Genomic DNA, 26,135 nt, shown 5'->3' with positions numbered 1-26,135 from the left:
CCGCTGTTGTTCTTGAAAGACCGGCCGGTTCCCCTTGAATCCCGCCGATCGACTGGAGGCAACATAGTCCTAGAGCCAGGCTAGGCCAAATCACGCTTTCTTACGGTCTGTTACAATCTCGACAATTCGCAAACCCTTGAAAAACAAGAGGTTTACAAATGGTTAAGCCCACGGCCGCGTCTCGGCCGTGGGCTTTCGTTAACACCTTGCGTTAGGTCAGTTTGCCTGACGGCGCAGGAAGGCGGGAATCTCCAGCTGGTCGTCTTCCGCCGTCCGCTGCGGAGGGGTCACCCGGCCCTGGGGGTCGAGCTGTCCTTGAGTCGGACGGTAGCCCTGCGCACCCGCCGCCGGACGCTTGGCGTATTCGGCGTGGACGGAGGACATGGGCTGGCGGGGCGCCTCCTGCTGCACCGGACGCTGGGCGGCCGGCTCCGCCGGAGCCGTCTCGTCCCGGCGGCCGAAGCCCACGGTGGCGAGACGCTGGATCAGCGACATGCGCTTCGTCTCGGGAGCCTGATCGGCCTCGCCGCGGCTGGCGCGGATCTGGTTCTGGACCGGCATCGGCAGTTCGTCGATCCGCGGCATGCGGGCCGGGCGCATGGCCCGCTCGGCCTGCGGCGGAATGAACGCGGACTGCTCGACCGGCTCGTCGCGATAGACCGGCTGGGCCGCGACCGGAGCCTCGAAGGCAGGCTTCGGCTGCGCCGGGGTGAGGACGACGTCGTCGCGGATCACCGGCTGGGGAGCGGGCTCCACCGGGGTCGCGAGGGACGCATAGGACGGGGCCGGAGCGGCCGGGGCCACGGGGGCCGGCGCCGCGACGGGCTCGGGTGACGTTCCGACCGCCTTCACCGGTTCGGCTTGGGCGGCGGAGCGAAAGGTGGAGGTGGGCTGAGCCTGTGTGGCGCGGGCCCGGGCCTCGGCCCGAAGACGCTCGGCGACCTCGGAGATGCGCTGCTCGGTCGAGGCGATGTCGTTGGTGTTGCCGATCAGGGCCTGATCGATGCCGGTCGCCACCACGGAGACGCGGATGATGCCTTCCAGGCTCTCGTCGAAGGTCGCGCCGAGGATGATGTTGGCATCCTGGTCCACTTCCTCGCGGATGCGGGTCGCGGCTTCGTCGAGTTCGTAGAGGGTGAGGTCGTTGCCGCCCGTGATCGAGATCAGCAGGCCGCGGGCGCCCTTCATCGACACCTCGTCGAGGAGCGGGTTGGCGATGGCGGCTTCGGCCGCGCGGATCGCGCGCTTCTCGCCGGAGGCCTCGCCGGTGCCCATCATCGCCTTGCCCATGCCGCGCATGACCGAGCGGACGTCGGCGAAGTCGAGGTTGATGAGGCCTTCCTTCACCATCAGGTCGGTGATGCAGGCCACGCCGGAATAGAGCACCTGGTCGGCCATGGCGAAGGCGTCCGCGAAGGTCGTCTTCTCCGTGGCGACGCGGAAGAGGTTCTGGTTGGGAATGACGATCAGGGTGTCGACCGCCTGCTGGAGCTCCGCGATGCCGGCCTCGGCCAGACGCATGCGGCGGATGCCCTCGAACTGGAACGGCTTCGTGACGACGCCGACAGTGAGTATACCGAGCTCACGGGCCGCGCGGGCCACGACCGGGGCAGCGCCCGTTCCCGTGCCGCCGCCCATGCCGGCGGTGATGAAGACCATGTGGGAGCCGGAGAGCTGATCGCGGATCTCGTCGATCACCTCCTCCGCGGCGGCCCGGCCGACCTCGGGCTGGGAGCCGGCGCCGAGACCCTCGGTCACCTGAACGCCCATCTGGATCACGCGCTGGGCCCGCGACGAGGCCAGAGCCTGCGCGTCGGTGTTCGACACCACGAACTCGACGCCCTCCAGACCGGACTCGATCATGTTGTTCACGGCGTTGCCGCCAGCGCCGCCGACGCCGAAAACGGTGATGTGCGGCTTGAGTTCCCGGATATCCGGAGCATGCAGATTGATTGCCATGACCTGTTGCCTCTTTGGCCTTTGTATCGACAGCGCTTGGCGGACGCTTACCCTTGGTTGACTTGTACTCAGAGCGATGACCGCCGCGCCACCGCTTTACGCGTTAAAAACTCTCGCGAATCCAACGGCCCACCCGCGAGATGTAGCCATCGGTTCCCGTACTCTGAAACAAGCCGCCGGAACGCGGCTCGAAATACTCGATATGCGCCACCTGCGGATAAACCAGCAGGCCGACCACCGCCGAGAAGGCGGGACCCTTGGCGGCTTCGGGCAGACCCTTGATGCCGAGCGGACGCCCGACCCGGACCTGTCCCTGCAGAATGCGCCGTGCCGTTTCCGGCAGGCCCACGAGTTGGCTTGCGCCGCCCGTCAGCACCACGCGCCGTCCGGCCTGGGCCGCGAAGCCCGCGCCCTTCAGCCGGTCGCGCACCAGTTCGAGAACCTCCTCGACGCGCGGCTTGATGATGCGCACGAGGTGCGATTTCGGCAGGTGATTCGGCACGTCGCGCTCGTCCTCGTCGACCTGCGGCACCGCGATCATGTCGCGGTCGTCCGCGCTCGAAGCGATGGCCGAGCCGTAGAGGGTCTTGAGGCGCTCGGCCGCGGAGACGCGGGTCGTAAGGCCGCGGGCGATGTCCATGGTCACGTGATGCCCGCCGACCGCGATGGCGTCGCTGTGCACCAGATGGCCGTTGGAGAAGATGCCGACGCTGGTCGTGCCGCCGCCCATGTCCACCACGGCGCAGCCCATCTCCGCCTCGTCGTCCACGAGAGCCGACAGACCGGCCGCGTAGGGCGTGGCGATCACGGCCTCGACGCCGAGGTGGCAGCGCTCGACCGCCAGCATCAGGTTGCGGGCCGCCGCCGCTTCCGACGTGACCACGTGCAGGTCCACGCCGAGGCGCTCGCCGATCATGCCGGTGGGATCGACGATGTGGCTCTGCGCGTCGAGGGAGTAGCCCGTCGGCAGCGCGTGCAGCACGGTGCGCCCGCGGCGCATGTCGTAGTTGCTCGCGATGTCGAGCACGCGATGGATGTCGCCCTGCCCGACCGCGCCGCGCACGGGCACATGCGCCTCGAAATGCTCGGAGCTGAGACGTCCGCCCGTGAGGTTGACGATCACCGACTGGATTTCGACCTTCGCCATCCGCTCGGCGGCATGGACCGCCTGACGGATCGAGGATTCGGCCGCTTCCAGATCGACGATGACGCCGCCCTTGAGGCCGACGGAGCGCTGATGGCCGATGCCGAGAATGCGCGCCAGATGCGTGCGGCCCCTCAGGGACTCGATCTCGTCGACCGGCTTCAGCTCGGCCACGATGCACACGACCTTGCTCGTGCCGATGTCGAGAACCGAGAGAATGGCGCCCTTGCGCGCAGACAGCGGCTTCAGGCGTGGCGTCAAACCATGACCTGAGACACTCATGTATCAACCCCCTTGCCGCGCATAGGCTTCTTCTTGAGAGCATCGGCCCGCGCCGACGCCGCTTCTTCGGTGAGACGAACGACGACCCGGTCGGCCATGCGCAGGTCGATGGCCAGCACATCCTTCTCCAGGATCTTCTGTTCGCGTTCGAGCTTGACGAGCCGGGCCAGCGCATCGGCGGCCCCGAGCTCCGGCAGGCGCACGTCCATGCCGTTATCCATCTTGAGGGTCCAGCGGCGCCCGGAGACGAGGCTTCCGGCGCGGATCCGCTCCTTCAGCGGACCTGCGGCCTCCAGCAGCGCCAGGTAATCCTTGCTGCGCATGTTGGCGCCCTCGCCCACCACCAGCGGCAGATCGACGAATCGCTCGTCCTGCATGAGGTCGATCACGGTACCGTCGGCCGCGATGACGAAGAGCTCGCCGTTGAGCTGCCAGATGGCATGGGGCTCGCGCTCCGTGAGCGTGATGACCAGTTCGTTGGGATAGAGCTTGCGGACGGCGGCGCTCTTGATCATCGGAACGCGCTCGAGACGCTCGCGCAGGTCGTTCACGTCCAGGAACGCGAGGGAGAGCTTGTCGTGCAGCCCTCCGGCCGCCAGCACTTCGTTCTCGCGGATCTGGGAGATGCCGGAAATGGTGATGCGGTCGAGGCCGAGGCCGAACGCGCTGGCGAGGGCGTGATGCGGCTCGCCGTGGTTGCGCATGATCTCGTCGAGATGACCGCCCTGCCAGAGGCCGGTGACGGTGACGGCGCCGAAGAAGCCGAGGGCCAGGCCCGTCCCGAGGAAGCGCGGCACGCGGCGCTCGATCGGGAGGCTGACGGAGCGCCGGCGGGTGCCCCGGGAGGGGCGGAAGACGTTAAGAAATCCGAAACGGGAAGAGCTGGGCCTCCGGGGTTCGAAGGTCGCAGCGCGCGCAACCGCAGCGTCGGCCGGGTAGGCCGTCATCGGTTGCAGGTAGCGTCCTCCACCATCCATTGCACAAGCTCGCCAAACGTATAGCCCGCATGGGCTGCAAGTTCTGGCACCAAGCTTGTCTCGGTCATGCCGGGTTGCGTGTTGACCTCGAGAACCACGAGTTCCCCGGTTCCTCCGGGCGTGTCGTCGTACCTGAAGTCGGCGCGGCTGATTCCCCGACAGCCGAGCGCTTGATGCGCCGTTAACGCCAACTCTTGGACCTTTTGGTAAATATTCGGTTTAATTTCTGCCGGTAGCACGTGAATGGACCCGCCCTTCGCGTACTTTGCGTCATAATCGTAGAACACCCCCGTCGCGGGGCGGATGTCGATGACGCCGAGGGGCCTGTCGCCCATGACCGCGCAGGTCAGTTCACGGCCCGCAACATATGATTCGACAAGGACTTTTTCGCCGAAGGCCCAGTCCTCGCGCAGCAGTTCCTGCGGCGGATGGGAGCGATCCTCGCGCACGATGATGACCCCGACGGAAGAGCCTTCATCGACCGGTTTGACCACGTAGGGAGCCGGAAGAACGTGGTTTCTGGCCGCTTCCGATCTGTTAACGACCTTCCCCTGCGGCACAGGGACGCCGGCCGCCTGCATGACCATCTTCGCCTTGTCCTTCTGCATGGCGAGGGCCGAAGCGAGAACGCCCGAATGGGTGTAGGGAATCCGGAGGATTTCCAGCAGGCCCTGGATCGTGCCGTCCTCGCCGACGCGGCCGTGGAGGGCGTTGAACACCACGTCCGGGTTCGTGGCCTGGAGCACGGTGGCGATGTCGGGCTGCACGTCGATGGGGGTGACCCGGTAGCCCATCTCCTCCAGCGCCTTGCAGCAGGACCGGCCGGTCGACAGACTGACCTGGCGCTCGGCGGACCATCCGCCCAGAAGGACGGCAACGTGCTTGGCCATGTTGTGCTCTCCTTAAGAGCCCCGCCGTTCGCGCCGGACCGGGGACGGATGCTTGATTCGCCTCAGGCCCGAGAGAGGCCGACGCGTTTGATTTCCCATTCGAGCTCGATTCCGGAATTCTCCCGAACCCGGCGGCGAACCTCCTCGCCCAGCCCCTCGATGTCGGCCGCCGAGGCGGAGCCGTGGTTGATGAGGAAGTTGCAGTGCATCTCGGAGACCTGGGCCTCGCCGATTCGCAGGCCCCGGCATCCGGCCGCGTCCACCAGTTCCCAGGCCTTGCGGCCGGGCGGGTTCTTGAAGGTGGAGCCGCCCGTGCGGGTGTTGACCGGCTGGGTCGAGGAGCGCGCCTCGGTGATGGCGTTCATCTCGGCCAGAATCGCCTCGGGATCCCCGGGACGTCCCTCGAAAAGGGCTTCCGTGAAGATCACGTCCTCCGGCACGCTCGAATGGCGATAGGTGAAGCCCATCTGCCGGTTGGTGAAGGCGACCTTCTCGCCCGCGCGGGTGATGCCTCTCGCCTCGACCAGCACGTCCTTCGTCTCGCCACCATAGGCGCCGCCGTTCATGCGCAGGGCGCCGCCGATGGTGCCGGGAATGCCGCGCAGGAACGACAGGCCGGCGATGCCCGCCTCCGCGGCCGTGCGGGCGACCTTCACGTCGGCCGCGCCCGCGCCCGCCCGGATCCGCTGCCCCGGCTCGATGGCGATGTCGGCGAAGCCCTTGCCGAGGCGGATCACCACGCCCTCCCAGCCTCCGTCCCGGATCAGCAGGTTGGAGCCGAGGCCGACCACGAGAACCGGCATGGCCGGGTCGAGGCGGGCCAGGAAATAGGCGAGGTCGTCCTCGTCGGCGGGCGAGAACAGGACCTGCGCCGGCCCGCCGGTGCGGAACCAGGACAGGGGCGCCGTGGGTGCGTTGGCCTCGAGCTTGCCGCGCAGGTCGGGCATCCGCTCCCTGAGGTCGGCGGTCACATCCGGAAACATCAAGCCGCCTTCTCGCTCAGCGCCTCGAGCTCTCCCGGCAGGGCATAGGCCCATTGGGTGATGTTGCCCGCGCCCAAGCAGATCACGTAATCGCCGGGCTTGGCGATGCCCTTGACGAGCCCGGCGAGATCCTCGGACTTCTCGAGCGCCATCGCGTTGCGGTGGCCGCGGGCCTTGAGGCCGGAGACGAGGCTGTCGCGATCCGCTCCCGGGATCGGCTGCTCGCCCGCCGCATAGACCGGCGACACGATGACCGCATCCGCATCGTTGAAGCAGGTGCAGAACTGGTCGAACAGGGACGACAGGCGCGAATAGCGGTGCGGCTGCACCACGGCGATGACCTGTCCGTCCGTCGAGGCGCGGGCGGCCTTGAGAACGGCCGCGATCTCGATGGGATGGTGGCCGTAATCGTCGAAGATCGTCACGCCGTTCCAGTCGCCGGTGCGGGTGAAGCGGCGCTTTACGCCGCCGAAGCCTGCGAGGGCCTTGCGGATGGCGTCCGGCGACACGCCGAGCTCGTGGGCGACGGCAATCGCCGCCGTGGCGTTGAGGGCATTGTGGGCGCCGGGCATCGGCAGGACGAGGTCGCCGAGTTCCTGGCGGAAGCCGGGGCGGCGGTCGCGGATCATGACGCGGAAGCGGTTCTGGCCGCCGCGCGAATCGACGTCCATCAGGCGCACGTCCGCCTGCGGGTTCTCGCCGTAGGTGATGATGCGCCGGTCCTCGATGCGGCCCACCAGGTCCTGCACGGTGGGATGGTCGATGCACATCACGGCGAAGCCGTAGAAGGGGATCGAATCGATGAAGGAGCGGAAGGCGTCCTTGATCGCGTCGAAGGTGCCGAAATGATCGAGGTGCTCGGCATCGATGTTGGTCACGATGGCCACGTCGGCCGGAAGCTTGAGGAAGGTGCCGTCGGATTCGTCCGCCTCCACCACCATCCACTGGCCGTCGCCCATGCGGGCATTGGTGCCGTAGGCGTTGATGATGCCGCCGTTGATGACCGTCGGGTCGAGGCCGCCCGCGTCGAGCAGGGTCGCCACGAGGGAGGTGGTCGTCGTCTTGCCGTGGGTTCCGGCGACGGCGACGCAGGACTTGAAGCGCATCAGCTCAGCCAGCATCTCGGCGCGGCGGACGACGGGAAGGCGCTTCTCGCGGGCCGTGGTCAATTCCGGGTTGTCGCGCTTGATCGCGGTGGAGACCACGACGATCTCGGCGCCCTCCACGTTCTCGGCCCGGTGGCCGATGAAGGTCTTGATGCCCTTCTCGTTGAGGCGCTTGACGTTGTAGTTGTCGGAGGCGTCCGAGCCCTGAACCGTATAGCCGAGATTGTGCATGACCTCGGCGATGCCAGACATGCCGATGCCGCCGATACCGATGAAATGAATGGGACCTAGCTTCGGCGGCAGTTTCATGGGTTTTTTCCGTTTTTGTTAGAGGCCAATGCGAGAACCGCCTGAGCCAAGCGCTCGGCGGCATCCGTTATGCTGGCGCTATGTGCAGCGGCAGCGGCCCGGGTCAAGCGGTCGGGCTGCTCGATGAACGTGCGCAGCTCGGCCGCGAGGCGCTCGGGCGTGAATTCCGCCTGGGGCAGAACGACCGCCGCGCCGATATCGCCCAGGGTCTTGGCGTTGGCGGCCTGGTCCTGATCGAGCGCCCCCGGCAGGGGCACCAGGATCGAGGGGCGGCCGATCACCGCCAGTTCCGCCACCGTCGAGGCGCCGGAGCGGGAAATGACGAGATGCGCCCGGGCGAGCCGCTGGGGCAGGTCCTTGAAGAAGGGCTCGGCCTCGAAATTCAGGCCAAGTTCTTGATAATGCGACCGAACGCGCTCCAGATCCTCTCCCCTCGCCTGCTGGCAGACGACGAGGCGGGAGCGGATCTCGGCGGGCAGGAGTTCGAGGGCCGGCGGGACCACGTCGCTCATCACCCGGGCGCCCTGGCTGCCGCCGACCACGAGAAGGCTGAACGGCCCGCCCTCCGGCAGGGCCGGATAGGGCTGCCGCGCCGCGTCGAGCACCGCCGGACGGATGGGATTGCCGGTCTGGACCGTCTTGCCCGGAATATTGGCCGGGATGCCCCTGACGGCGGCGAAGCCCGTCGCGATCAGGGAGGCCCGACGGGCCAGCAGCCGGTTGGCGCGGCCCATGACGCCGTTCGCCTCATGAATCACCGTCGGCACCCGCAGGAGCGAGGCCGCCACCACCGGCGGAACGGTGGGATAGCCGCCGAACCCGACGACGACGGCGGGTTTCAGGCGCCGGATGGCCGGGATGGCCCTGAACGTGCCCTGGGCCAGCACGAGGGCCGCCTTCGCGATCTGGGGAACCGAGCGGCCGGAGGGCGTGGCGGAGGGAATCTCGACGATCTCGTCGGCGGGAAACGAGCCGGCATAGGCGTTGGCGCGCTTGTCGGTGGCGAGCGCGACGCGGGCGCCCGACGCCTTGAGGGCATTGGCGAGCGCCTCGGCCGGGAACAGGTGTCCGCCCGTGCCGCCGGCCGTCAGGAGGATGAGGGGAGCACTCATCCGCGCACCCCCTCCTGCCCGAAATGGCTCATCATCTCGGCACGGGGGCGGCGGCGGGTGAGCGCGACGAGGAAGCCCATCCCGAGCGCCAGCGACAGAAGCGAGGAGCCGCCGTAGGAGATGAAGGGAAGCGTCATGCCCTTGGCCGGCATGAGGTGGACGTTCACCATCATGTTGATCGAGGCCTGCAGGCCGAACATGAGCACCAGGCCCGTCGCCGCGAGGCGGCAGAACGTGTCCTCACTGCGCCGCGCGAGAGACAGGCCGCGCAGGACGATGAAGGCGAAGAGCATCAGCAGACCCAGGCACACAACGATGCCGAACTCCTCCGCCGTAACGGCGAAGATGAAGTCGGTATGCGCGTCGGGAAGGATGCGCTTCACCGAGCCCTCGCCCGGCCCCCGGCCGAACCATCCGCCGCGGGAGAAGGATTCCATGGCGGTGTCGACCTGGAAGGTATCGCCCGACTCCTTGTCCAGGAAGCGCTCGATGCGGGCGCGCACGTGCGGCAAGAACTCGTAGGCCGCCACGATGCCCACGAGGCCGGCGCCGCCCAGCCCCATGACCCAGAACCAGTGCAGGCCCGCGATGAAGAACAGGCCGCACCACACGATGGTGACGAGCATGGTCTGGCCGAAATCGGGCTGGAGGATGAGCGGGACGATGGTGGCCGGCAGGATCAGGAAGGCGAGCAGCGTGCCCGGCACGTCGCTGCGCCTCGACCCTTCGGAGAAGGCCCAGGCGGCCAGCACGACGAAGGCGGGCTTCACGAATTCCGAGGGTTGGATTCCCAGCGGCCCGATCATGATCCAGCGGTGGGCGCCCTTGATCTCCGGCCCGTACTGGAAGGCCAGGAGGATGAGGGCCATTCCGACCAGATAGACCAGCAGCGCGAGCCGTCGCACGTGGCGCAGGGACAGGAAGGAGACCGGGATCAGGATGAGGAGCGCCGGCACGAGGAACAGCACCTGCCGGTTGACGAAATGGAACGTGGACAGCCCGAGACGCTCCGCCACGGGCGGGCCGCCCGCCATGAGGAAGACGAGGCCCGCCACGACGAGGATCGCCAGGGCCGCCAGCAGCAGCCGGTCGACGGTCCACCACCAGTCGCTGAAGGGCGAGCGTTCCGCGCGTGACACCATGGATTTCAGGCTCCCATCGTGGGGTTGATGCCGGGCAAGGCTTTGACGAGGTCGCGGAAGTGGTTCCCGCGTACCTCGAAGTTCGGGTACTGGTCGTAGGAGGCGCAGGCCGGGGACAGCAGAACCACCGTCCCGTCCTCACGCGCTGCCGCGTCCTGCGCCGCCTTCTCGACCGCTTTGTCGAGAGTCCCACAAAACTCGTAAGGAACCGTATCTCCCAAGGTCGCCGCAAACTGCTCCGACGCGGCACCGATCAGGTAGGCCTTGCGGATCTTCGGGAAGTACGGCCGCAGATCCTCGATGCCGCCCTCCTTCGCCTTGCCGCCGAGAATCCAGAGGATGTCGTCGAAGGACTTCAGGGCCTTCTCGGTGGAATCCGCGTTCGTGGCCTTCGAGTCGTTGATGAAGAGCGCCTTCCCGCGCTGGGCCACCTCCTCCATGCGGTGAGGCAGGCCGGGGAAGCTGCGCAGGGCGCGCTGGATGGTCTGCGGGTCCACGCTGCACAGGATGGCGACGGCGACGGCCGCGGCCGCGTTCTGGGCGTTGTGATCCCCCCGCAGGGAGCGGATGTCCGCGAGGCTCGCGACCTCGAAGACATGACCGTCGCGGTTCGACACGATCATGCCGCCCTTCGCGAAGATGCTTCCGCTCTCCCGGTCAGAAAGGCCGACGCGGACGACGCCGCCTTTCGCGGTATTCCGCCCGATGATCGCGCGGCTCGGGGCGTCGTCGGCTCCGATGACCGCCTGCTCGGCGTTGGCGACGAGGCGCCCCTTGATCGCCGCATAGTTCTCCATGGTCCCATGACGGTCGAGATGATCCGGAGAGATGTTCAACATCACGCCGATGGAGGGCGCGAGCGACGGCGCGAGGTCGATCTGGAACGAGGAACACTCGATCACGTGGATCCGGTTGTCGGCGGGCGGATCGAGCGAGAGGATCGCGGTGCCGATATTGCCGCCCATCTGCACGTCGTGCCCCGCCTCGCGCAGGATATGCGCGACGAGCGCCGTGGTGGTCGACTTGCCGTTGGTGCCCGTGATGGCGATGAAGGGCGATTGCGGCGCGATCTTCGCCCGCTCGCGGCAGAACAGCTCGATGTCGCCGATGATCTCGATGCCCGCCGCCGTCGCGAGCTTGGCGGACCAGTGCGGCTCCGGATGGGTCAAGGGCACGCCGGGCGACAGGATGAGCGCGGAGAAGCGCGACCAGTCGGCCTCGCGCAGGTCGCCGGTCGCGATGCCTTTCGCCCCCGCTTCAGCCATCTTCGCCGGATTGTCGTCGCAGGCCACCACATGCGCCCCGCCCTCCTTCAGGGCGAGCGCCGTCACCAGACCCGACCCGCCCAGGCCGAAGAGCGCGACCGTTTTTCCGGAGAACGTGGTGACGGGGGTCATCGGATCACCGCAGCTTCAGGGTCGCGAGACCGATCAGGGCCAGCACCACGGACACGATCCAGAACCGGATCACCACCTGCGGCTCGGTCCAGCCGAGCTGCTCGAAATGGTGGTGGATCGGCGCCATCTTGAACACGCGCTTGCCCGTGAGCTTGAACGACGTGACCTGGATGATGACCGAGAAGATCTCCAGCACGAAGAGGCCGCCGACGATGGCGAGAACGATCTCGTGCTTGGTGGCGACCGCGATGGTGCCGAGAAGGCCGCCGAGCGCCAGGGAGCCCGTGTCGCCCATGAAGATCTGGGCCGGAGGCGCGTTGAACCACAGGAAGCCGAGGCCCGCCCCGATGAGCGCGCCGCAGATCACGGCCAGTTCGCCCGTGCCGGGCACGAAGTGGATCTGCAGGTAGTTGGCGAAGACCGCGTTGCCCACGAGATAGGCGATGAACCCGAAGGTGCCCGCCGCGATCATCACCGGAACGATGGCGAGACCGTCGAGGCCGTCCGTGATGTTGACCGCATTGCCCGCGCCGACGATGACGAAGGCCGCGAACACGATGTAGAACCAGCCGAGATTGAAGATCAGGTCCTTGGAGAAGGGCAGCGCCAGCTTGTTGGTGAGGCCCGGGGCGTCCACATAGGAAATGACGATGCACGCGATGGCGGCGATCACGGCCTCGATGGCGAGGCGCGAGCGGCCCGAGAAGCCCTTGTGCGACTGCTTCGTCACCTTCAGGAAATCGTCGTAGAAGCCGATGGCGCCGAAACCGACCGTGACGAAGATCACGACCCATACGTAAGGATTGGTCAGGTTGGCCCAGAGCAGGGTCGAGACCAGCACGCCGGCCATGATCATCAACCCGCCCATGGTGGGCGTGCCGCGCTTCGTCAGCAGGTGGGACTGGGGTCCGTCCTCGCGGATCGGCTGGCCCTTGCCCTGGCGCACGCGCAGGAGCGAGATGATCGACGGGCCGAACAGGAACACGAAAAGAAGGCCGGTCGCCGTGGCGCCACCGGTTCGAAAAGTGATGTATCGGAAAATGTTGAGGGGGCTGAAATAGGGGCTGAGCTCAGCCAACCAGGTGAACATAGACTATCCTTTCAGCGCGTGCGCCATCTGGGCCGCGCCGTAACGTTCTTTCAAGGCTTTGACAACCAGAGCCATCTTCATGCTGAGGGAGCCCTTGACCATGACGGCGTCGCCGGGGCCGACCGCGGCGCAGACCGCCTCGACCAGCTCGGCCGACGTCTCGGCATGGGCCGAGACCTTGGCTTTCGGCAGCGCATCCACGAGGTTGCGCATCAGCGGCCCGGCGGCGAAGACCATGTCGATGGCGTTGGCCGCGACCGCTTCCGCGAGTTCCTCGTGCAGGCGCGGGCCCTCTTCCCCCAATTCCTTCATGTCGCCCAGTACGGCAATGCGTCGCCCCCGGCGGTCGAGCTCGACCGCGCCCAGATTGGCGAGCGCCGCCCGCATGGAAGCCGGGTTGGCGTTGTAGCTCTCGTCGATCAGGAGGGCCTCGCCGCCCCCGACCGACAGCATGGTGCGCTCGCCGCGCCCGACCGGCGGCTTCAGCTCGGACAGGGAAAGGGCCACGTGCGTCACGTCCGCGCCCAGGGCATGGGCCGCGGCCAGGACGCTCAGGGAGTTCAGCGCGATGTGCCGTCCGGGCATGCCGATGCGGTAGGTCAGGGGCTGGCCGAAGATCCGGGCCTCGACCAGGGACTGATCCGGCTTCACGACGATGCGCTCGGCACGGATATCGGCCGCCTCATGCTCGCCGAAGGTCAGGATGCGCCCGGCATCGGAGGCCAGGGCATGGGCGCGAACCCGCTCGAAGTAAGGATTGTCGCGGTTGACGACCGCGGTGCCGCCGGGCTCCAGGCCCGAAAAGATCTCGCCCTTCGCATCCGCGATTCCCCACATGGAGGGGAAGAACTCGATATGGACCGGCTCGATGGTCGTGATCACGGCCACATGCGGGCGGACCATCCCAGTCAGGGGCAGGATTTCGCCGGCATGGTTCATGCCGATCTCGAAGACCCCGAAGGTGCTCTCGCGCGGCAGGCGAGCCAGGGTGAGCGGCACGCCCCAATGGTTGTTGTAGGACGCCACGGAGGCATGGGTGGAGCCCTGGCGGGACAGGGCGAGGCGCATCGCCTCCTTCGTGCCGGTCTTGCCGACGGAACCGGTGATGGCAACGATCCGGGCCCGGCTGCGCCTGCGGGCAGCCGTTCCGAGCTGCCGCATGGCTTCGAGGACGTCCGGCACCACGATCAGCCTGTCGGAACCCGGGAAATCCCCGGCCTTCGCCTCGGAGACGACGGCGGCCGAAGCGCCCTTCTCCAGGGCCGCGGGCACGAAATCGTGCCCGTCATGCACGTCGCCCCTGATGGCGAAGTAAAGGTCGCCGGGCTCTAGCGTACGCGTGTCGATGGAGGCCCCGGACGCGTGCGTGAAGCCGCTCCCGACGCGGGCGCCGGTGGCGGCAACGATCTCGTCCAAGGTCCATAAGGGCGCGTTCATCCCTGCCTCTCCGCAATGGCCGCCCTCACCTCGTCGTGATCCGAGAACGGCAGGGTCCGGTCGCCGATGATTTGGCCCGTTTCATGGCCCTTGCCCGCCACGACCAGCAGGTCGCCGGGGCGAAGGTCCCTGACGGCCATGCGAATGGCCAGGGCGCGATCACCGATTTCTTGGGCGCCGGGCGCGCCTTTCAAGACCTCGGCCCGAATGGCGGCCGGGTCCTCGGAGCGGGGATTGTCGTCGGTGACGATGACCACGTCGGCCTTTTCCGCCGCGATCTGCCCCATGAGCGGGCGCTTGCCGCGGTCCCGGTCCCCGCCGCAGCCGACGATGCAGACCAGGCGGCCCGTCGTGAACGGACGCAGGGCATCGAGCACATGGGACAGAGCATCGGGCTTGTGGGCATAGTCGACGATGCAGATGGCGCCGTCGACCTCGCCGACCTGCTCCAGGCGGCCGGAAACCCCTTTCAGGCCCGAGAAACCCTCCAGAACCTCGGCCGCCCTCTCCTCGCCCTCGACCGCGAGGACGAGGCCTGCGGCCAGGAGGGCGTTCTCGACCTGGAAGGCCCCGAGGAGCGGCAGCATGGTCCTGACCGTCCGTCCGAAGGCCTCGACCGTCAGCGCCTGCCGGAAGCCCTCCGGGCGCGCTTCGACGAGCCGAACGGTCTCGCCGGTGCGTCCCGTGGTGAGGAGCCGGAGACCGCGCTCCTTCACCCCCTGGAGGAATACATCCGCGAAGGGGCCGTCCGTGTTGATGACCGCCGGAGCATCCTCGGGCAGCAGGGTCTCGAACAGGCGCAGCTTGGCCTTGGCATAGGCCTCGGTGGTGCCGTGATAGTCCAGGTGATCGCGCCCGAGATTGGTGAAACCGGCCGCCCCCAGGCGCACCCCGTCGAGCCGCCGCTGCTCGATGCCGTGCGACGAGGCTTCCATCGCGAGACGGGTCACCCCGTCCCCCGCGAGCCTGTCGAGGGTTTCGTGCAGGGAAATCGGATCGGGCGTGGTCAGCGAACCGTAGGCGGCACCGTCCGACGTGATGACGCCGAGGGTGCCCAGGCTCGCGGATTTATGGCCCAGGACCGCGAAGAGCTGGCGGGTAAAATCCGCCACCGAACTCTTTCCGCTGGTGCCGGTGACGGCCACCACCTTGTCCGGCTGGCGCGGGTGGAGGCGCATCGCCGCGAGCGCGAGGGCGCGGCGCACGTCGGGGACCTTGACGTAGGAGATTCCGGCATCGAGGCCGGAAGGACGCTCGGCCTCTCCGACGATGGCGACGGCCCCCGCGGCGACCGCCTGCGGCACGAAGCTCATCCCGTCGGCCTTGGTGCCGGGCACGGCGAAGAACACGCTGCCCTTGCCGACCTTGCGGCTGTCGGAGGCGATCTTCTCGACCGGAAGGCCCGCGTCGCGGCCCTGCACGTCGGGAAGGAGGTCGCCCAGCTGGACGCTTCCGGCGCTCATGGCTTGGATCCCCAGGCGCCGAGGCGCGACATCAGCGGGAACGGTTCCACCGGCGGCTCGAACCGGGGCGGAATGCCCAGAAGGGGCGCCACGCGCTCGATGACGTTGCCGGTGACGGGACCGGCGTTCCAGCCGGCCGTCGAGAAGCCGTAGGTGCCCTCCACCGCCTGAGGCTCGTCCATGATGGTCAGGAAGACGTATTTCGGCTTGTCGGCGGGCACTACGGCGGTGAACGTGGTGAAGTTCTTGTTCTTCGAATAGCGGCCGTTGATGACCTTCTCGGCGGTGCCGGTCTTGCCCCCGACGTAGAAGCCCGCGATGGCGGCGGAGGACGCGGAGCCCTGCGGGACCGACGCGTTGAGGCGCAGCACGTAGCGCATCGCCTCGCTGGTCTCGGGCTTGAGAACCTGCATCGCGTCCTTGCGCGCTTCGGTCTCGTCCCGCTTGAGGAAGGTGGGCTTGATGAGCACGCCGCCGTTGACGAGCGCGCCCACGGCCATGAGCGCCTGAAGCGGCGCCACCGCGAGGCCGTGGCCGAAGGCGATGGTCATGGTGTTGAGTTCGCCCCAGCGCGGCGGAACGATCGGCGCCGCGTTCTCCGGCAGTTCCGTCTCGAGGCGCGCGAGCTGGCCCATCTTGCGCAGGAAGGCCTTGTGACCCTCGACGCCGATGCCGAGCGCCATGCGCGCGGTGCCGATGTTGGAGGAGTGAACGAAGACTTCCGGCGTGGTGAGGACGCGGCGGGTCGGATGATAGTCGCCGATGGTGAAGCGGCCGTAGCGCAGACCCGACCGGGCGTCGAAGCTCGAATTGATGTTGTACTTGCCGGAGTCGAGGGCCATCGCGACCGTGAGCGCCTTGAAGGTGGAGCCCATCTCGAAGACGCCGACATTGATGCGGTTGATCTTGTCGTCCTGGAGCGCATCGACCGGATTGTTGGGGTCGTAGTCGGGCAGCGACACGAGGGCGATGATCTCGCCCGTGTTCACGTCCATGATGGCGCCGGCCGTCGCCTTGGCCTTGAACTTCGCCATGCCCTTCTGAAGCTCGTCGCGCAGCGCGTGCTGCACGCGCAGATCGAGCGAGAGCTGAACCGGCTTCAGGTCCGCCGCCGTGATGGCGAAGCCGGCCCCGTTGAGATCCTGCAGGCCCTGGCTGTCGATGTATTTCTCGATGCCGGCGATGCCGACATTGTCCACGTTGGCGAAGCCCAGCACGTGGGCCGCCGCCACCGCGTTGGGGTAGACGCGCTTGTTCTCGGGCAGGAAGCCGACGCCCGGAATGCCGAGCCGATGGACCTCGGCCTGCTGACGCGGCGTGATCTCGCGCTTGACCCAGACGAAGCCTCTCTTGGTGCCGAGCTTGTTGCGGAGTTCGGTGGCGTTGAGATCGGGCAGGACGGCCGTCAGGAGTTCGACCGCCTCGTCCTTGTCGACGATGTTGCGCGGCTCGGCGAAGACCGACACCATCTTCACGTCGGTGGCCAGGATCTCGCCGTTGCGGTCGACGATATCCGGACGCGCGGCCGAGATTTCCGACGATGCCGCGCGCCGGACGGCGCTCGTGTTGTCGCTCGTCACCGCGAGATAGACGAGACGTCCGCCGATGAGGCTGAACAGCCCCACGAAGCAGAGCGAGGCCAGGCGCACGCGCGCCGTGCTCTTGTCGACGCGCAGGCGGAACAACTCGCGGGCATGGGTCAGAAGACCTCTCTGCGGCGGAGCGATCTGACCCTGCGGTTCGATGTCGGGTTGCTGCAACACGGGCATCACCGTTTCGGAGTTTGTGTCGTCGGAGTGCGGGATTCGCCGTTCTTGTCCTTCGGAGTCGTGGTCGGCCCGAAGAGCCCGAGCGCCTCGAGCTTGCGGCCGATCTCATCCTCGCGTTCGGGACGGGCGGGAAGTTCGGACAGGCGGGCCAGCTGCTGGATCTTCATGGGCTGGAGATCGAGGTGCTGGTCGGCCGCCTCCTGGAGACGGTCGGGACGGTCGAGATACTGCCACTCCGCCCGCAGGACCGCGATGATGTCGCGCTCGCGCTGCACCTTGGATTTGAGCTTCGCCACCTGCTCCACGTAGTAGAGCGTCTCGTACTTGACCGAGTAGGCGTAAGCCGCCGAGGCGATCAGGGCCGTGATGGCGATGATGTGAAGCAATCGGATCACCGGCGCCCTCCCCTTTTTTCAGCCGTTTGCGGCAATTCCGCCAGCATCTCGATGGCACTCAGCGGTTCCTGGGCCGGAGCGTCCGTGCGTGCGCCCGCCCGGAGCTTCGCGGAGCGCGCCCTCGGATTGCGGGACACTTCTTCGTCGCTCGGTCCGACAGGACCCTTCGTGACGGCCTCGAATGTCGGTGCCGCCGACGCGCTCGCGGGCAGATGCCGCGAGCCGCCCGGCGCCCGGCCGGTGCGGGCCGCGAAGAACTGCTTCACGATTCGGTCTTCCAGCGAATGGAAGGTGACGACGACGAGGCGTCCGCCGGGCTTCAGGATGCGTTCGGCCGCATGCAGCGCGCGCACCAGTTCGCCCAGCTCGTCGTTGACCGCGATGCGCAGCCCCTGGAACACGCGCGTGGCCGGATGGATGCCGTTCGGCTCCTGCCTGATGAGCGAGGCCACGAGATCCGCGAGCTGCCGCGTCGTCTCGATGGGCTGCCGGCGCCGCGCCTCGATGACCGCACGCGCCACGGCGCGGGCGCGCCGCTCTTCGCCGTAGTGATAGAAGATGTCCGCCAGTTCGGCTTCCGACGACTCGTTGACGAGATCCGCCGCGCTCGGGCCGGCCTGCTCCATGCGCATGTCGAGAGGGCCGTCGTTGCGGAACGAGAAGCCGCGCTCGGCCTGGTCGAGCTGCATCGACGACACGCCGATGTCGAGCACGACGCCGTCGACGCTCTCGGCGCCCTGCGCCTTCGCGATGTCGTCCAGATCTCCGAAGCGTCCCGCCACGAGCGTGAGACGCTTCTTCGCCTTCGCGACGAGAGCGGCGCCTCCCTCGATCGCGGCGGGATCGCGGTCGATGGCGATGACCGTGTTGCGGGGATGGGCATCGATGATGGCGCGCGTGTATCCGCCTGCGCCGAACGTGCCGTCTATGAAAATGCCGCCGCGCTTGACATCAAGCGCCGTGCAGACCTCTCCCAGGAGCACGGGAACGTGACGGGTCGGTCCGCCAGCGGCTCCGGCTTCTGGGCCGTCGCCGCGTCCCATCATCGCTCCCGTACTCCTGGTGAGGCGTCTTGCACCATACGTGGCTCCAAAACCCGGTTGCCCAAGACCTTCTTCAGATCCCGCACCTTCGCGCGTGCCCCCTCCAGATGCGCGCGAAACTGCTCCGGCTCCCAAATCTGGAACTTGTGACCGAGCCCGACGAACGTCACCGTATCGCGGATCCCGGCATGTACTTTCACTGAGTCCGTCAGGATGACACGCCCCTCCGGATCGACTTTCAGGATTTCGCTGGTTCCGAACAACGCCGTCGACAACTGATCCCGCTCGTCCGAATAGGGAGACATCGTCGACAAGAACGCGTCGATTTCGTTCAGAAGCACGTTGCCGCCCGCGTCCAAAGCCGGCGCATCCAGCGCCGGATGCACGTACAGCCCCTCGAACCCATCCCTGGCGAGAACCGCCCGAAAGGATGCTGGGATCGACACCCGACCCTTCGAATCCAACTTGTTGGTGAAATTGGACACGAAGCGGTTCATGGGCCGCAGCTTGCGCACTCCCGATTGTCAGCCCCCCGGCGGATCGGATCGATCCGCCGCCGCCCGCAGCCGGCAGTAACGCCTCTTTCCGAAGGTGGTTTCCATCGCTTTTCGAGCGATTGGCGGCCCCTTCGGAAGACACCGTCAACGGGATGATTTGGGATAACATGGGATAGTATGGTCGTCAACGGAACGGGGATGGGCTGCAGACCGGTTGGCCGGCAATCCACATCAGAATCGTTTAGGGTTAATGAACCGTAAGCGTCGCAACGGTTTGCGCTCGCTGTTGCAAAATTCTCGGGAGATTTTCGGGAAGAAGAAGAGGTGTCAGCTGGCCTGTAAGCCGGGTTCTGTAGGGCCCAAGTCACCTTGGACGTGGCGGCCATTCCTCTGGGACGATCATTGCTGACCGCCTCTAGCAACCAACCCGGACGACCGGCCTGGAAACGGGCCTGGCGCGAGCGCCTGTCGTCCCTATTCGGTTTTGCTCCTGGTGGGGTTTACCCTGCCGTCCGCATTACTGCGTCCGCGGTGCGCTCTTACCGCACCCTTTCACCCTTACCTCGCATGCGAGGCGGTTTGCTTTCTGTGGCACTTTCCCTGGGGTCGCCCCCGCCGGACGTTATCCGGCACCGTGCTTCCATGGAGCCCGGACTTTCCTCCTCGAGCGAACTCGAAGCGGCCGCCCGGCCAGCTGACAGCCCGGATGTGGTGCACAATGCACGCCTACGTCAAGGCTCAATCCCATGCGGCGTGACGAGCGACCGCGTTTCGGAGCCGGAGACCGTGCCTACTCGGCGGCCGCGATGATGGTCTTGACCTTGGAGCAATAGACGCGGGAGGCTTTCGTCATCGTTTGGGTGCGGTGCCCGAACTGGTAGCGCAGGATGGTGCCGCAGGTATCGCCGCCCGCGAGCTGATAGGCCTGGGCGAGGTATTTCAGGCCATAGCGAAGATTGGTCTCGGCATCGAAGAGACCCGCCGCACTGCCCTTGTATCCCAAGGACTGCGCCGTCCGGAAATTCACCTGGGTCAGGCCGAGATTGGGTCCGTTGCGCGCTCCCGCATTGTAGCGGCTCTCGAGGCGCACCACCGCATCGGCCAGCTCGAACGGCAGATTGTTCTCGGACGCATACCGGGCAATCAGCGGCTTCAGGGCGGCCGCGCGGACGGCATCCGAGGAGGAGGTCCTGGACGACCTGGCCTGAACCGGCGCAAGGGCCGAGGTCTGCTCGACGAGCGCCTCCTCGCCGGGGACCGTCTGCGACGCCTTGCCGGCAATCTTTTTCGAAGACTTTTCCGCCGGAGCCGATTCCGTCTCCGCAGCCGTCTCCTCCGAGGGGGCCGATTCGGCCGCCGCGGCTGCGGCCTGCTGCATCGCCTCGAACTGGTCGGGGAGGATGATGCTGGGGCCGTCCCCGCCTTCCGCCTTGGCTTGCGTAGCAAAGGCAAGTGCAGCGACACTCAATGCAGCGACGACCGTCGTCTTCGAGAAATTCTGCCAAGTCATACTACAGCCCCGCTTTGTTGATCGTCGCGCAGCCCGGTGGGTGATGGCCAAATCGGGCGAAGATGTGGCAGATCAAGTCGCAAATATGTTCGAGCCTTTTGAAGCTAGACCGTATTATTCTTCGAACAAACTGCGCCGCTGCCGGTTTTACATGGACGGGATTTCGGAAAATTTTCTAGGGACGAAGCTCCCGCAGGGGAACCGATTTGAACCTGGAGAGTTGGCGAGATCGTAAGGCCAAGCTAAGTAGGGCTGGGCGGCCTACAGCCCGCAAATACAGGGAAGCTTCCATGAAGAAGATCATCACAGCGATTGCCGCCGGTGCGCTCACCCTCTCGATGGCAGCCTGCAACACCCCCGGCGAGCGTGCCGTTGGCGGCGCAGCGATCGGCGGCCTTGCCGGCGCGGCGATCGGCGGCGCGGCGACCGGTCGTGCGGGCGGCGCTCTGGCCGGTGCGGCCATCGGTGCGGCCGGTGGTGCTATCGTCGGCGCCGGCACGGCCCCGCGCGGCCCGGCATGCCCCTACGGCACCTATCAGGACGTCTACGGCAACGTCTATTGCCGCTAATCGCCACCTGACGCGAATTTTAGGGGCCGGGATTTCTCTCGGCCCTTTTCTTTTGCCTGCTCTTGAGCGTACCACTCACTCATCATGATTCAGTCGATTTGGGGCAAGTTGAGCGGCGCCGGCATCGGGCTTGCGCTCGGGGGACCGATCGGCGCCCTCCTGGGCGGCGTGGCCGGCCATATGCTCGTCGATCGCGAAGGCTCGCTGTTCGGGCGCCCGCCGCGCGACGTCATGTTCACGATGGGTCTCGTCGCCCTCGCGGCCAAGATGGCGAAGGCCGACGGCATCGTGGTCGACCGGGAGGTCAAGGCCTTCGAGCAGGTCGTGGACGTGCCGCCCGAGGAGCATGAGCGCGTGACGCGCCTGTTTCGCCTCGCCATGGAAACGACCGAGGGGTTCGAGGCCTATGCGCGCCAGATCGGCGACGCCTTCAAGGACGAGCCCGCGCTTCTGGAGGACGTGCTCGACGGCCTGTTCCACGTCGCCAAGGCCGACGAAGCGGTGCACGAGGCGGAATTCGCCTATGTGCGGGACGTGGCGACGATCTTCGAGTTCAGCCAGACGGATTTCGAGCGCATCGCCGCGCGCCACGTCAGGCTCGCTGACGATCCCTATCTCATCCTCAAGGCCGACCGGGACATGAGCGACGACGAGTTGAAGCGCCACTACCGCAAGCTCGTCGCGGAAAACCATCCCGACCGGGAAATCGCGCGCGGCCTTCCCCCGGAGGCCGTGAAGATCGCGACGGAACGTCTGGCCGCCATCAACGCCGCGTGGGAGCGCGTCGCCGCCGAGCGGAACCTGAGGTGACCGGATGAGCCCCTCCCTTTCTCCCGAAAGTCCCGTTGCCGCGAAGGTCTTCCCCTCGCCCAACCATGGGGAGAGGAAGGACGGTCAGCATCCCTCGATGATCATCCTGCACTACACCGGAATGCCGGATGCGGGCGAAGCCCTGCAATGGTTGTGCAATCCGGTCTCGCAGGTCTCCGCGCACTATTTCGTCTTCGAGGACGGACGGGTCCTGCAGATGGTGCCCGAGGCGCGGCGGGCCTGGCACGCGGGCGTCTCCTCCTGGAATGGGGAAAGCGACATCAACTCCCGCTCCATCGGCATCGAGATCGCCAATCCCGGGCATCCGGGAGGTCTGCCGCCCTTCCCCGATGCGCAGATGGAAAGCGTCGTCGCCCTGACCAAGGACATCGTGACCCGCTGGCGCATTCCGGCGGTGCGGGTCCTCGCCCATTCGGACGTGGCGCCGGGCCGCAAGCTCGATCCCGGCGAGGGCTTTCCGTGGGAGCGGCTCCATCGCGCGGGCGTCGGCCACCGGGTCGCCCCCGCCCCCATCCGCGACGGGCGCTTCTTCTCGCGCGGGGACCAGGGCATGCCCATCGAGGCGCTTCAGGCAATGCTCGCCATGTACGGCTACGGCCTGAGGATCAACGGCACCTTCGACGAGGACACCGAGAAGGTGGTCACGGCCTTCCAGCGCCACTTCCGGCCCGAGCGGGTGGATGGGGTGGCCGACGCCTCGACCATCACCACGCTCCGGGACCTGATCGCGACGCGGCCGGCGAACCCCACAGCATGACAAAGAGTTAACTCGAATTCGGGTAAGAATTCAGCCACAATCCGCGCTCATGGACGTCATGTCTTGAGGGGTGCTCCGGTGCGGCGGGTTTGGTTCTGGGTGATTGGCGTTCTGGCGGTGGCCGGAGCCGCAGGCTTCTTCGTGTGGAAGCCTGCCGGCGGGAATGCGTCCGATGTCGCCTATCGCCTCGCCGCCGCCGACCGCGGCCCCGTCGTCGCGAGCGTACGCGCCACCGGCACCCTGAACCCCGTCACCACGGTCCTCGTAGGCTCCCAGCTCTCGGGACAGGTCGTGGAGATCCTCGCCGACTACAACACCGCCGTGAAGGAGGGGCAGGTCGTTGCCCGCCTGAACTCCGAACAGATCGAATCCCGCCGCGATGCCGCCCAGGCCGATCTCGCACAAGCCAGGGCCGACCGTGAAACCAAGGGCGCGCAGGTGGACAAGGCCAGATCCGCCCTTCAGCGGTCCGAAGCGATCGCCCTCGACCTTGCGGCCCAGCGGGACCGCGCCCGGGCGCAGCTTGCGGAGGCGGAGCGCAATCTCGAACGTCAGAAGACCCTGAGCGCCCGCGCGGTCGGAACCCAGAGCGCCCTCGAGCAGGCGCAGACCCAGGTCGAGATCCAGAAGGCGGCTCTCGCATCCGCCGAAGCCCAGATCGCCTCCAACAAGGCCGAGGCGACGGGCCTCAGGGCCGATATCGCCCTTGCGGAAGCGGGACTGAAATCCGCGGATGCCGTCATCCTGCAGCGTCAGGCCAAGCTGAAGGATATCGAGATCGATCTCGGCCGCACGGACATCCGCTCGCCCGTGGACGGCGTCGTGGTGAAGCGCGACATCGAACTCGGCCAGACCGTGGCCGCCTCGCTTTCCGCGCCGACCCTCTTCACCATCGCGCAGGATCTGCGGGAGATCGACATCCATGCCAATATCGACGAGGCGGATGTGGGGCGCCTGAAGCCGGACCAGGCGGTCAGCTTCACGGTGAACGCCTATCCCAATCGCACCTTCGAAGGCACGGTGCGCATGGTCCGCCTCGGCTCGCAGACGGTGCAGAACGTGGTGACCTATACGGCCGTGATCGGCGTGGACAACCGCGACCTCGCGCTTCTGCCCGGCATGACCGCCAACCTTCAGATCGTGACCGACGAGCGCGAGGATGTTCTGCGCGTTCCCAACGCAGCCCTGCGCTTCCGCCCTGCCGTCACCCCCGCCTCCACGGGCAGGAGGGGCGCCGCGGAGGCGGGAACCGCCGGGCCGCAGCGCGGCCCTCGCCGGTCCACGGATGAGGGAACGGGCGGGCGCATCTACCGGCTCGGGCCGGACGGTGCGCCGCAGGCCGTGCCCGTGCGCCTCGGCGTGACGGACGGGAGTGTGACCGAGGTGCTGAGCGGAGAGCTGCAGGAAGGCGACGCCGTGATCGTCGGCGGTCCGCGCGGCGGCGCTGCCGACGCTTCCGCCGGACCGGGCCAGCGCTCACGCCCGCGCCCTCCCCGCATGTTCTGAGGAAGCGGCCATGGCCCTCATCGAAACGCGGGATCTCGGACGCACCTACGAACTCGACGCAGGACGCGTCGTCGCGCTCGACCGCGTCTCCCTCGACATCGAGGAAGGCGACTTCGTGGCGGTCATGGGACCGTCCGGCTCCGGCAAGTCCACCTTCATGAACCTGATCGGCTGCCTCGACAGGCCGACCCACGGTCATTACCGGCTGGCCGGCACGGCCGTCGAAAGCCTCGACGCGAACGGTCTCGCGCGGTTGCGCAACAGCGAGATCGGCTTCGTCTTCCAGCAGTTCAATCTTCTTCCGCGGGTGGACGCCCTGAACAACGTGGCCCTGCCGATGATCTATGCCGGCACGGACCGCAGGACGCGCCAGGAGCGCGCCCTCCAGGCCCTCGGCCGCGTCGGCTTGGCCGAACGCGCCCATCACCGTCCCATGCAGCTCTCGGGCGGGCAGCAGCAGCGCGTCGCCATCGCGCGCGCCCTCGTGAACAATCCGAGCCTGCTTCTGGCCGACGAGCCGACCGGCGCGCTCGACAGCCGGACGGCGGCCGAGATCCTGAGCCTCTTCCAGGAGCTGAACCGCGAGGGCGTCACCATCGTTCTCGTGACCCACGATGCCGATGTGGGCCGCCATGCGCGCCGCCTCGTCCGCTTCAAGGACGGTCGCGTCATCGAGGACTTGCGTCAGACACCCCTCGATGCGCGCGACCTCGTGGCGGCGGAGACCGCCGCATGAGACTGATCGAAGCGATCCGCTCCGCGCTTTCCGCGATTTTGGCGAACGCCCTGCGCAGCCTGCTGACCATGCTCGGCATCGTCATCGGCGTCGCCGCCGTCATCGCCATGGTGGCCATCGGCTCCGGCGCCCGCAACCTCGTCGATCAGCAGATCCGGTCGCTGGGCGCGAACCTCGTCATCGTCACGCCGGGCAACGTCACGCAAGGCGGCGCGCGGCTGGGCGCGGGCGCGGCCTCCACCCTGACCGACGAGGATGCGGAGGCGATCAGGAACGAGATCGACGGCGTGGTGGCGGCCGCCCCGTTCGTGCAGGGCGGCGCCCAGGTGGTCGCCGGCGGCAGCAACTGGGGCACGCGGATCTACGGCGTCGATCTCGACTGGTTCTCGGCCCGCGAGTGGGACGTCGCCACGGGCCGGACCTTCGACCCGGAGGAAATTCGCCGGGGCGACATCGCCGTCATTCTCGGCCAGACGGTGGCGAGGAACCTGTTCGGCGACGAGGATCCCGTCGATCAGATCGTGCGGGTGCGCAACGTTCCATTCCGGGTCATCGGCGTCATGGCGCCGAAAGGCCAGTCGGCCTTCGGCCAGGACCAGGACGACGTGATCTTCGTCCCGCTCGATGCGGGCCGCCGCCGCGTCATCGGCCGTAACTATGCGAAGGACGGCTCCGTCGGCTCGATCTTCGTGAAGTTCGCCAATGAGGAGGACATCGAGACCGGCATCGAGAGCATGACGTCGCTCCTCAGACAGCGGCACCGCATCCTGGGCGAACAGGAGGACGATTTCTCCATCCGCAACCTGACGGAGATCGCCAACACCGCGTCGGCCTCGGCCAATACGCTGTCCATGCTGCTGGCGGCCGTGGCCGCCGTCTCGCTGCTCGTGGGAGGCATCGGCATCATGAACATCATGCTGGTCTCGGTGACCGAGCGGACGCGGGAAATCGGCCTGCGTCTCGCGGTCGGGGCGCGGCCACGGGACATCCTGAGCCAGTTCCTGATCGAGGCGACGACGCTCTCCACCATCGGCGGAGCGCTGGGCGTCGGGTTGGGTGCAGGCGCCGCCTATCTCGTGGCGCAGCTCGCCGGATGGCCCTCGCTGGTTTCGACGAACGCCATTCTCCTGGCGGTCGGCTTCTCCGCGCTGGTGGGGATCTTCTTCGGCTTCTACCCGGCGCAGCGAGCCGCGAGGCTCGACCCCATCGAGGCCCTGCGGAGGGAGTGACC

General features: G+C 67.2%; 23 protein-coding genes and 1 other RNA gene. 6 read left to right on the top strand and 18 right to left on the bottom strand.

The window, feature by feature from the left end:
- Nucleotides 1-216: 216 nt before the first annotated feature.
- From ftsZ to LGR44_RS18250, 18 genes are all read right to left on the bottom strand, one after another.
- A complete protein-coding gene (gene ftsZ / locus LGR44_RS18335; protein ID WP_226742161.1) occupies nt 217-1,959 on the bottom strand; it encodes a cell division protein FtsZ in 1,743 nt (580 codons plus the stop codon).
- Between the two features lie 103 nt (nt 1,960-2,062).
- Nucleotides 2,063-3,385 (bottom strand): cell division protein FtsA, encoded by a 1,323-nt coding sequence (gene ftsA / locus LGR44_RS18330; RefSeq protein ID WP_226742160.1) that lies wholly within the window; start codon nt 3,383-3,385, stop codon nt 2,063-2,065.
- Nucleotides 3,382-4,362, bottom strand: coding sequence for a cell division protein FtsQ/DivIB (locus LGR44_RS18325; RefSeq protein WP_226742159.1), 981 nt, complete (start codon nt 4,360-4,362; stop codon nt 3,382-3,384). Before LGR44_RS18325 ends, ftsA begins: the two co-directional genes overlap by 4 nt.
- Nucleotides 4,329-5,252 (bottom strand): D-alanine--D-alanine ligase, encoded by a 924-nt coding sequence (locus LGR44_RS18320; RefSeq protein WP_226742158.1) that lies wholly within the window; start codon nt 5,250-5,252, stop codon nt 4,329-4,331. Before LGR44_RS18320 ends, LGR44_RS18325 begins: the two co-directional genes overlap by 34 nt.
- A gap of 62 nt (nt 5,253-5,314) precedes the next feature.
- Nucleotides 5,315-6,235, bottom strand: coding sequence for a UDP-N-acetylmuramate dehydrogenase (murB, locus tag LGR44_RS18315; RefSeq protein ID WP_226742157.1), 921 nt, complete (start codon nt 6,233-6,235; stop codon nt 5,315-5,317).
- Nucleotides 6,235-7,650: a UDP-N-acetylmuramate--L-alanine ligase gene (gene murC, locus LGR44_RS18310; protein ID WP_226742156.1), complete on the bottom strand. Its 1,416-nt coding sequence runs from the start codon at nt 7,648-7,650 to the stop codon at nt 6,235-6,237. Before murC ends, murB begins: the two co-directional genes overlap by 1 nt.
- Nucleotides 7,647-8,762 (bottom strand): undecaprenyldiphospho-muramoylpentapeptide beta-N-acetylglucosaminyltransferase, encoded by a 1,116-nt coding sequence (gene murG, locus LGR44_RS18305; RefSeq protein WP_226742155.1) that lies wholly within the window; start codon nt 8,760-8,762, stop codon nt 7,647-7,649. Before murG ends, murC begins: the two co-directional genes overlap by 4 nt.
- Entirely contained in the window at nt 8,759-9,904 is a 1,146-nt protein-coding gene (locus tag LGR44_RS18300; protein WP_226742154.1) for an FtsW/RodA/SpoVE family cell cycle protein, read from the bottom strand. The genes murG and LGR44_RS18300 overlap by 4 nt, the downstream gene beginning before the upstream one ends.
- A gap of 5 nt (nt 9,905-9,909) precedes the next feature.
- Nucleotides 9,910-11,301: a UDP-N-acetylmuramoyl-L-alanine--D-glutamate ligase gene (gene murD / locus LGR44_RS18295; RefSeq protein WP_226742153.1), complete on the bottom strand. Its 1,392-nt coding sequence runs from the start codon at nt 11,299-11,301 to the stop codon at nt 9,910-9,912.
- Nucleotides 11,302-11,305: 4 nt separating this feature from the next.
- Nucleotides 11,306-12,391, bottom strand: coding sequence for a phospho-N-acetylmuramoyl-pentapeptide-transferase (mraY, locus tag LGR44_RS18290; RefSeq protein WP_226742152.1), 1,086 nt, complete (start codon nt 12,389-12,391; stop codon nt 11,306-11,308).
- A gap of 3 nt (nt 12,392-12,394) precedes the next feature.
- Nucleotides 12,395-13,828: a UDP-N-acetylmuramoylalanyl-D-glutamyl-2,6-diaminopimelate--D-alanyl-D-alanine ligase gene (locus LGR44_RS18285; RefSeq protein WP_226742151.1), complete on the bottom strand. Its 1,434-nt coding sequence runs from the start codon at nt 13,826-13,828 to the stop codon at nt 12,395-12,397.
- Complete coding sequence (locus LGR44_RS18280; protein WP_226742150.1) at nt 13,825-15,291, bottom strand: UDP-N-acetylmuramoyl-L-alanyl-D-glutamate--2,6-diaminopimelate ligase; 1,467 nt, start codon at nt 15,289-15,291, stop codon at nt 13,825-13,827. The genes LGR44_RS18285 and LGR44_RS18280 overlap by 4 nt, the downstream gene beginning before the upstream one ends.
- Nucleotides 15,288-17,060 carry a peptidoglycan D,D-transpeptidase FtsI family protein gene (locus LGR44_RS18275; protein WP_226742149.1) on the bottom strand — a complete coding sequence of 591 codons (1,773 nt, stop codon included), beginning with the start codon at nt 17,058-17,060 and terminating at the stop codon, nt 15,288-15,290. The genes LGR44_RS18280 and LGR44_RS18275 overlap by 4 nt, the downstream gene beginning before the upstream one ends.
- Entirely contained in the window at nt 17,060-17,455 is a 396-nt protein-coding gene (gene ftsL, locus LGR44_RS18270) for a cell division protein FtsL (RefSeq protein WP_226742148.1), read from the bottom strand. Before ftsL ends, LGR44_RS18275 begins: the two co-directional genes overlap by 1 nt.
- A complete protein-coding gene (rsmH, locus tag LGR44_RS18265) occupies nt 17,452-18,501 on the bottom strand; it encodes a 16S rRNA (cytosine(1402)-N(4))-methyltransferase RsmH (RefSeq protein WP_226742147.1) in 1,050 nt (349 codons plus the stop codon). Before rsmH ends, ftsL begins: the two co-directional genes overlap by 4 nt.
- Nucleotides 18,498-18,995 (bottom strand): division/cell wall cluster transcriptional repressor MraZ, encoded by a 498-nt coding sequence (gene mraZ / locus LGR44_RS18260; RefSeq protein WP_226742146.1) that lies wholly within the window; start codon nt 18,993-18,995, stop codon nt 18,498-18,500. Before mraZ ends, rsmH begins: the two co-directional genes overlap by 4 nt.
- 323 nt (nt 18,996-19,318) lie before the next feature.
- Nucleotides 19,319-19,693: RNase P RNA component class A (rnpB, locus tag LGR44_RS18255), an RNA gene on the bottom strand.
- A 92-nt stretch (nt 19,694-19,785) separates the two neighbouring features.
- Nucleotides 19,786-20,505, bottom strand: coding sequence for a lytic transglycosylase domain-containing protein (locus tag LGR44_RS18250; RefSeq protein WP_226742145.1), 720 nt, complete (start codon nt 20,503-20,505; stop codon nt 19,786-19,788).
- A gap of 290 nt (nt 20,506-20,795) precedes the next feature.
- Between LGR44_RS18250 and LGR44_RS18245 the strand changes: the two genes are divergently transcribed.
- From LGR44_RS18245 to LGR44_RS18220, 6 genes are all read left to right on the top strand, one after another.
- Nucleotides 20,796-21,074, top strand: a complete 279-nt coding sequence (locus LGR44_RS18245; protein ID WP_226742144.1) for a hypothetical protein — start codon at nt 20,796-20,798, stop codon at nt 21,072-21,074.
- Nucleotides 21,075-21,158: 84 nt separating this feature from the next.
- Nucleotides 21,159-21,884 (top strand): TerB family tellurite resistance protein, encoded by a 726-nt coding sequence (locus LGR44_RS18240; RefSeq protein WP_226742143.1) that lies wholly within the window; start codon nt 21,159-21,161, stop codon nt 21,882-21,884.
- 4 nt (nt 21,885-21,888) lie between these two features.
- A complete protein-coding gene (locus tag LGR44_RS18235; protein ID WP_226742142.1) occupies nt 21,889-22,662 on the top strand; it encodes an N-acetylmuramoyl-L-alanine amidase in 774 nt (257 codons plus the stop codon).
- A gap of 78 nt (nt 22,663-22,740) precedes the next feature.
- Entirely contained in the window at nt 22,741-24,168 is a 1,428-nt protein-coding gene (locus LGR44_RS18230) for an efflux RND transporter periplasmic adaptor subunit (RefSeq protein WP_226742141.1), read from the top strand.
- 10 nt (nt 24,169-24,178) lie between these two features.
- Entirely contained in the window at nt 24,179-24,904 is a 726-nt protein-coding gene (locus tag LGR44_RS18225; protein WP_226742140.1) for an ABC transporter ATP-binding protein, read from the top strand.
- Nucleotides 24,901-26,133, top strand: a complete 1,233-nt coding sequence (locus tag LGR44_RS18220) for an ABC transporter permease (RefSeq protein WP_226742139.1) — start codon at nt 24,901-24,903, stop codon at nt 26,131-26,133. The genes LGR44_RS18225 and LGR44_RS18220 overlap by 4 nt, the downstream gene beginning before the upstream one ends.
- The last annotated feature ends 2 nt before the right edge of the window (nt 26,134-26,135 follow it).

Origin of the sequence: Microvirga lenta (assembly GCF_020532555.1) — a bacterium.
Taxonomy (GTDB): domain Bacteria; phylum Pseudomonadota; class Alphaproteobacteria; order Rhizobiales; family Beijerinckiaceae; genus Microvirga; species Microvirga lenta.
Note: the sequence above shows the minus strand (reverse complement) of the source record. Positions and strands in the feature narration are given on the sequence as shown.

Excerpts from the sequence above, each read along its gene's own strand:
- murB (WP_226742157.1), bottom strand. The coding sequence starts at position 6,235 with ATGTTTCCGGATGTGACCGCCGACCTCAGGGAGCGGATGCCCGACCTG.
- LGR44_RS18325 (WP_226742159.1), bottom strand. The coding sequence starts at position 4,362 with ATGGATGGTGGAGGACGCTACCTGCAACCGATGACGGCCTACCCGGCC.
- LGR44_RS18240 (WP_226742143.1), top strand. The coding sequence starts at position 21,159 with ATGATTCAGTCGATTTGGGGCAAGTTGAGCGGCGCCGGCATCGGGCTT.
- LGR44_RS18275 (WP_226742149.1), bottom strand. The coding sequence starts at position 17,060 with ATGCCCGTGTTGCAGCAACCCGACATCGAACCGCAGGGTCAGATCGCT.
- mraZ (WP_226742146.1), bottom strand. The coding sequence starts at position 18,995 with ATGAACCGCTTCGTGTCCAATTTCACCAACAAGTTGGATTCGAAGGGT.
- mraY (WP_226742152.1), bottom strand. The coding sequence starts at position 12,391 with ATGTTCACCTGGTTGGCTGAGCTCAGCCCCTATTTCAGCCCCCTCAAC.
- LGR44_RS18280 (WP_226742150.1), bottom strand. The coding sequence starts at position 15,291 with ATGAGCGCCGGAAGCGTCCAGCTGGGCGACCTCCTTCCCGACGTGCAG.
- murD (WP_226742153.1), bottom strand. The coding sequence starts at position 11,301 with ATGACCCCCGTCACCACGTTCTCCGGAAAAACGGTCGCGCTCTTCGGC.
- murC (WP_226742156.1), bottom strand. The coding sequence starts at position 7,650 with ATGAAACTGCCGCCGAAGCTAGGTCCCATTCATTTCATCGGTATCGGC.
- LGR44_RS18245 (WP_226742144.1), top strand. The coding sequence starts at position 20,796 with ATGAAGAAGATCATCACAGCGATTGCCGCCGGTGCGCTCACCCTCTCG.
- LGR44_RS18285 (WP_226742151.1), bottom strand. The coding sequence starts at position 13,828 with ATGAACGCGCCCTTATGGACCTTGGACGAGATCGTTGCCGCCACCGGC.
- LGR44_RS18235 (WP_226742142.1), top strand. The coding sequence starts at position 21,889 with ATGAGCCCCTCCCTTTCTCCCGAAAGTCCCGTTGCCGCGAAGGTCTTC.
- rsmH (WP_226742147.1), bottom strand. The coding sequence starts at position 18,501 with ATGATGGGACGCGGCGACGGCCCAGAAGCCGGAGCCGCTGGCGGACCG.
- LGR44_RS18225 (WP_226742140.1), top strand. The coding sequence starts at position 24,179 with ATGGCCCTCATCGAAACGCGGGATCTCGGACGCACCTACGAACTCGAC.
- LGR44_RS18250 (WP_226742145.1), bottom strand. The coding sequence starts at position 20,505 with ATGACTTGGCAGAATTTCTCGAAGACGACGGTCGTCGCTGCATTGAGT.
- LGR44_RS18320 (WP_226742158.1), bottom strand. The coding sequence starts at position 5,252 with ATGGCCAAGCACGTTGCCGTCCTTCTGGGCGGATGGTCCGCCGAGCGC.
- LGR44_RS18220 (WP_226742139.1), top strand. The coding sequence starts at position 24,901 with ATGAGACTGATCGAAGCGATCCGCTCCGCGCTTTCCGCGATTTTGGCG.
- ftsZ (WP_226742161.1), bottom strand. The coding sequence starts at position 1,959 with ATGGCAATCAATCTGCATGCTCCGGATATCCGGGAACTCAAGCCGCAC.
- LGR44_RS18300 (WP_226742154.1), bottom strand. The coding sequence starts at position 9,904 with ATGGTGTCACGCGCGGAACGCTCGCCCTTCAGCGACTGGTGGTGGACC.
- murG (WP_226742155.1), bottom strand. The coding sequence starts at position 8,762 with ATGAGTGCTCCCCTCATCCTCCTGACGGCCGGCGGCACGGGCGGACAC.
- ftsA (WP_226742160.1), bottom strand. The coding sequence starts at position 3,385 with ATGAGTGTCTCAGGTCATGGTTTGACGCCACGCCTGAAGCCGCTGTCT.